Source organism: Microcystis sp. M109S1, assembly GCF_020247025.1.
Classification (GTDB): Bacteria; Cyanobacteriota; Cyanobacteriia; order Cyanobacteriales; family Microcystaceae; genus Microcystis.
The window spans coordinates 1-3,860 of the sequence record NZ_JADBRW010000067.1 but is presented as its reverse complement, the minus strand read 5'-3'; the positions used below and the strand labels follow the sequence as shown (position 1 = coordinate 3,860).

General features: G+C 46.2%; 4 protein-coding genes, 1 tRNA gene and 1 pseudogene. 4 read left to right on the top strand and 2 right to left on the bottom strand.

From position 1 onward, the window contains the following. Positions 1-184 (top strand): annotated as a pseudogene (locus IM322_RS03030) (RNA-guided endonuclease TnpB family protein); the annotation flags it as partial. Positions 185-352: 168 nt separating this feature from the next. Next, a complete protein-coding gene (gene rimK, locus IM322_RS03025) occupies positions 353-1,258 on the top strand; it encodes a 30S ribosomal protein S6--L-glutamate ligase (RefSeq protein ID WP_079209440.1) in 906 nt (301 codons plus the stop codon). A gap of 257 nt (positions 1,259-1,515) precedes the next feature. Here the strand turns inward: rimK and IM322_RS03020 are convergent, their stop codons facing one another. Continuing rightward, positions 1,516-2,571, bottom strand: coding sequence for an ABC transporter ATP-binding protein (locus IM322_RS03020; RefSeq protein WP_287675478.1), 1,056 nt, complete (start codon positions 2,569-2,571; stop codon positions 1,516-1,518). Positions 2,572-2,694: 123 nt separating this feature from the next. Here IM322_RS03020 and IM322_RS03015 point away from each other — a divergent pair, with 123 nt between their 5' ends. Then, positions 2,695-3,375, top strand: a complete 681-nt coding sequence (locus IM322_RS03015; protein WP_287675477.1) for a nucleoside phosphorylase-I family protein — start codon at positions 2,695-2,697, stop codon at positions 3,373-3,375. Between the two features lie 54 nt (positions 3,376-3,429). Continuing rightward, positions 3,430-3,511, top strand: a tRNA-Leu gene (locus tag IM322_RS03010). Between the two features lie 66 nt (positions 3,512-3,577). Here IM322_RS03010 and IM322_RS03005 read toward each other — a convergent pair. After that, positions 3,578-3,748, bottom strand: a complete 171-nt coding sequence (locus tag IM322_RS03005; RefSeq protein ID WP_287675476.1) for a hypothetical protein — start codon at positions 3,746-3,748, stop codon at positions 3,578-3,580. Positions 3,749-3,860: the final 112 nt, after the last annotated feature.

The following is a 3,860-nucleotide window of genomic DNA, read 5'->3' as shown; positions in this document are numbered from 1 at the left end:
AGGGTTGAAATATTTGGGAAATCATCTCAACGGTACTGTTGGGCAAACAGAAACCGACCCAAACGCCTTGGGAGAGTCCGGCCTCTGGATTCTTAATGGAGACATTGAGAATCTAAGCTGTCTCGTTGAACAAGGAATTTCTAACAGCGATGGGTCAAGAATCCCCCGTCACAGCGTAGCTTGACGGTGGGAGTATGTCAATTAACCTAACTGTTCAGGGGGAACTGTCAGCGCCATAATAATCGATGGACTTCGATCGAGAGCAGAAATTTTATGAGTTGCCGGCCAAAAAAGCCAATATGGGGTAATAACGAGCTATTCAGTTTTAAAAGCAATATTTAAGCTAAAATTTATGAAAATCGCTATTTTATCGCAAGACGCTTCTCTTTACTCGACCAAGCGACTGAAAGAAGCGGGAGAAGCCCAAGGCCATGAGGTACGAGTGATCAATTATTTGCGCTGTTACATGAACATCACCTCCCATAAACCCACGGTTGTCTATAACGGTAAACCCTTGGAGAGTTTCGACGCAATTATTCCCCGCATTGCCGCCTCAAAAACCTTCTATGGAACCGCAGTCGTCCGACAATTCGAGGTGATGAATGTTTTTACCACCAACGACTCGCAAGCAATTTCTCGGTCGCGGGATAAATTGCGTTGTCTGCAAATCCTCGCTCGGGAAGGGATAGGCCTACCGGTGACGGGAATTGCTCACGCAACCCAAGATATCGATGGTTTAATCGAAACCGTCGGCGGCACCCCTCTAGTGATTAAATTATTAGAAGGAACCCAAGGTATTGGGGTAGTCTTAGCGGAAACCGATCAAGCAGCCAAGTCAGTTATTGAAGCTTTTCGGCAATTAGAAGCTAATATTCTAGTACAGGAATATATTAAAGAGGCCAGTGGGGCAGATCTGCGCTGTTTTGTCATCGATGGAAAAGTGGTGGCCTCGATGAAGCGACAGGGGGCCGAAGGGGATTTTCGTTCTAATCTTCACCGCGGTGGTAAGGCAGAAAAGGTAAAATTAACCCCGGAGGAACGCAGTACGGCCATACGGGCCACTAAAGCTATGGGTTTACGGGTTGCGGGTGTGGACTTATTACGGTCCAATCACGGGCCTGTGGTTATCGAGGTGAATTCCTCTCCCGGTTTGGAAGGAATAGAAGCGGCCACCGGTGTTGATGTGGCTAAAAAAATTATTGATTTTGTCGCTAAAAATGCCACCCTAGTCCTAAATCGCGATCGATATCAATATTAGCCATCAGCCTTGCATCAGTTATCAGTTATCAGTTATCAGTTATCAGATGTGAGTTTTCAGTCAATAGTATTAAGCGATAAGCTCGGAGCTGCCTTTTTACTGAAAAAAATCTCCCCACACCCCACACCCTACACCCCACACCCCTTAAACAGGATTTAAGCTAAACGGCTTTTACTTCGGATCACCGATATAGACTCCAAAAGGGTTATAGCTATTGGATCATGCAGGTTAAGCGCCGTTTAGCTTAGTATCAGTTATCAATCGGCAAATACACGGACGCTATCGGGAATAATCGATAGTTTTACCTTTGTACCGATGTCTAATTGGGTGTTAATCGTTGTTCTAGCGTGGATTTGGCTGCCGGTGGCCGTTAGCAGACAATAACGGTATTCCCGTCCTAAAAATTGGCGATCGCAAATAACCAGAGCTCCCGTCTCATCCGGTTTAATTTTGACATCTTCCTCTCTCAGCATCAATTCCCCTTTGTCCAAATCTTGACCATCGGCAATTTCCCAGACTCCTATCTCGGTTTGCCATTGTTCCCCCTCCCGTCTAGCGGGGATAAAATTCGCTTGGGTGACAAACTCGGCCACAAATCGCGAGGCCGGATGACTATAAATTGCTTCGGGATTGTTAATTTGTTCTAATTTTCCTTGACAAATGACGGCAATTGTGTCACTGATCACCATTGCCTCCTCCCGGTCGTGGGTGACAAAAATGGCCGAGATACCGGTCGCTTTCAGGATATGACGGATCTCGTGCCGTAACCGTTGCCGTACCTGCACATCGAGATTACTTAAAGGTTCATCTAAGAGGATTAAAGAGGGTTTTGGGGCTAAAGCGCGGGCGAGGGCGACTCTTTGCTGTTGTCCTCCCGATAGCTGATGGGGATAACGTTTTTCTAGTCCTTGCAGTCCGACTAAATCCAAAGTTTCCGCCACCCTAGCGTTAATAGCTTTGGTCGATAATTTCTCCCCAGAATTTTTTAACCCGAAGGCGATATTTTCAGCAATGGTTAAATGGGGAAAAAGAGCGTAATCCTGAAAAACCATGCCCGTATTGCGTTTTTCCGGAGGAATAAAGGTTTTTTCGTCGGCAACTATTCGCCCTCCCAATTCAATCACTCCTTGAGATGGTTTTTCAAATCCCGCAATCATCCGGAGTAGAGTGGTTTTACCGCAGCCCGACGGACCCAATAATCCGAGAATTTCGCCCTCTGTTAAACTAAAACTGATATTATCGACAGCTAGAGTAGTAGAAGCGGGAAAACGCTTGTTAACCTCGGATAAACGCAGAATGACAGACTTTTTCATGGTGGGAAAGACAATCGCCCAGTCAGTGGCGGGGCTATTTACTTAAGAATTATTCCTAATTAGTTCACTATTATTGTTTATAACATCTCAAGGGACTAATTAGGAAACTTTCTCAAAAATTTCATGCTCACACCTGAAGATATTATTCTCGTTCCCCGGGGGGCCGAGCATAGCTCAATCCGTCGAGGATTAAGAAACATCGGCGATTTAGCCCCGCAAATTATCCCGATTAACCTTGGCGCTCCAGAATTCCTCGACAGTTCCCCAGTCTCTAAGCTATCTCTAGAATTTCTTAATAAGCTCAAAGGAAAAATTGTGCTGATGGGATTAGCGGGCAGTCTCAGCGATCGCTATCGAGCCGGAGATGGGGTAATCTATCAAGGTTGTGGCCTAGAAAAGGGGAATTATTGGCAGTGCGAACCAGAAATAACCGCAGAAATCGCCCAATTAACCGGATATAGCCTCGTTAAAGGTTTAACCAGCGATCGCCTGATTAGCCAGTCCGAGGAAAAACGACGTTTAGGACAGGGGGGCTATGAGGTGGTCGATATGGAAGGAGCAAGGATTTTAGCGGCTTTATCGGGGCAAAAAGTGGCAATTGTGCGCGTGATTAGCGACGAGGTGACGCAGGATTTACCCGATTTAGCCCCGGCAATTGATAATCAAGGTCAGCTGCTACCATTGCCCCTAGCTCGACAAATGTTAATCCGTCCCATCCCGGCCTTCCATTTGATTCAAGGTTCCCTAAAAGGTTTATCCGTACTAACTCAGGTGGTGCGAAAGTTGTGCGGCAGTAATTTTTAAAAGTTGCTTGCAGATTATTTTTTTTCTGTGCTATAGTGGTTAGGCTAAAATCAAGCGGATGTGGTGGAACTGGTAGACACGCACGTTTGAGGGGCGTGTGGCTTACGCCTTGCGAGTTCGAGTCTCGCCATCCGCATAAACTTTTATCTGCCCTCCGACAAGAATTGCCCTTGTCACCTTGAATGTCGGCAGGATGCCCCCGTTACACCCGTAGGGTTAGCGGGGGAGTCGCTCTTTTCCCCGTGGTACTAACGGTAATCGTCCCATCTTTCTCGACAAAGCGGAAGATTCGAGCGTCACAGTCGAAACTTGTTGAGGTGAAGTTCTTGACCTTTTCCCCCTTCTGTGGCTCTTCTAGGTTCTGTGTGAGCATGGTATAATAGTAACACAGAACAGGAGGTGGGTTATGTGGATAAATTTTGAGCAACTCCTCGATTTACCAAATGTAACAGTGGTCAATTATCAAAAAATTGAGCAGACAATTT

Coding starts and splice junctions, on each gene's coding strand:
- IM322_RS03005 (WP_287675476.1), bottom strand. CDS start 3,748: ATGCTCACACAGAACCTAGAAGAGCCACAGAAGGGGGAAAAGGTCAAG.
- IM322_RS03020 (WP_287675478.1), bottom strand. CDS start 2,571: ATGAAAAAGTCTGTCATTCTGCGTTTATCCGAGGTTAACAAGCGTTTT.
- IM322_RS03015 (WP_287675477.1), top strand. CDS start 2,695: ATGCTCACACCTGAAGATATTATTCTCGTTCCCCGGGGGGCCGAGCAT.
- rimK (WP_079209440.1), top strand. CDS start 353: ATGAAAATCGCTATTTTATCGCAAGACGCTTCTCTTTACTCGACCAAG.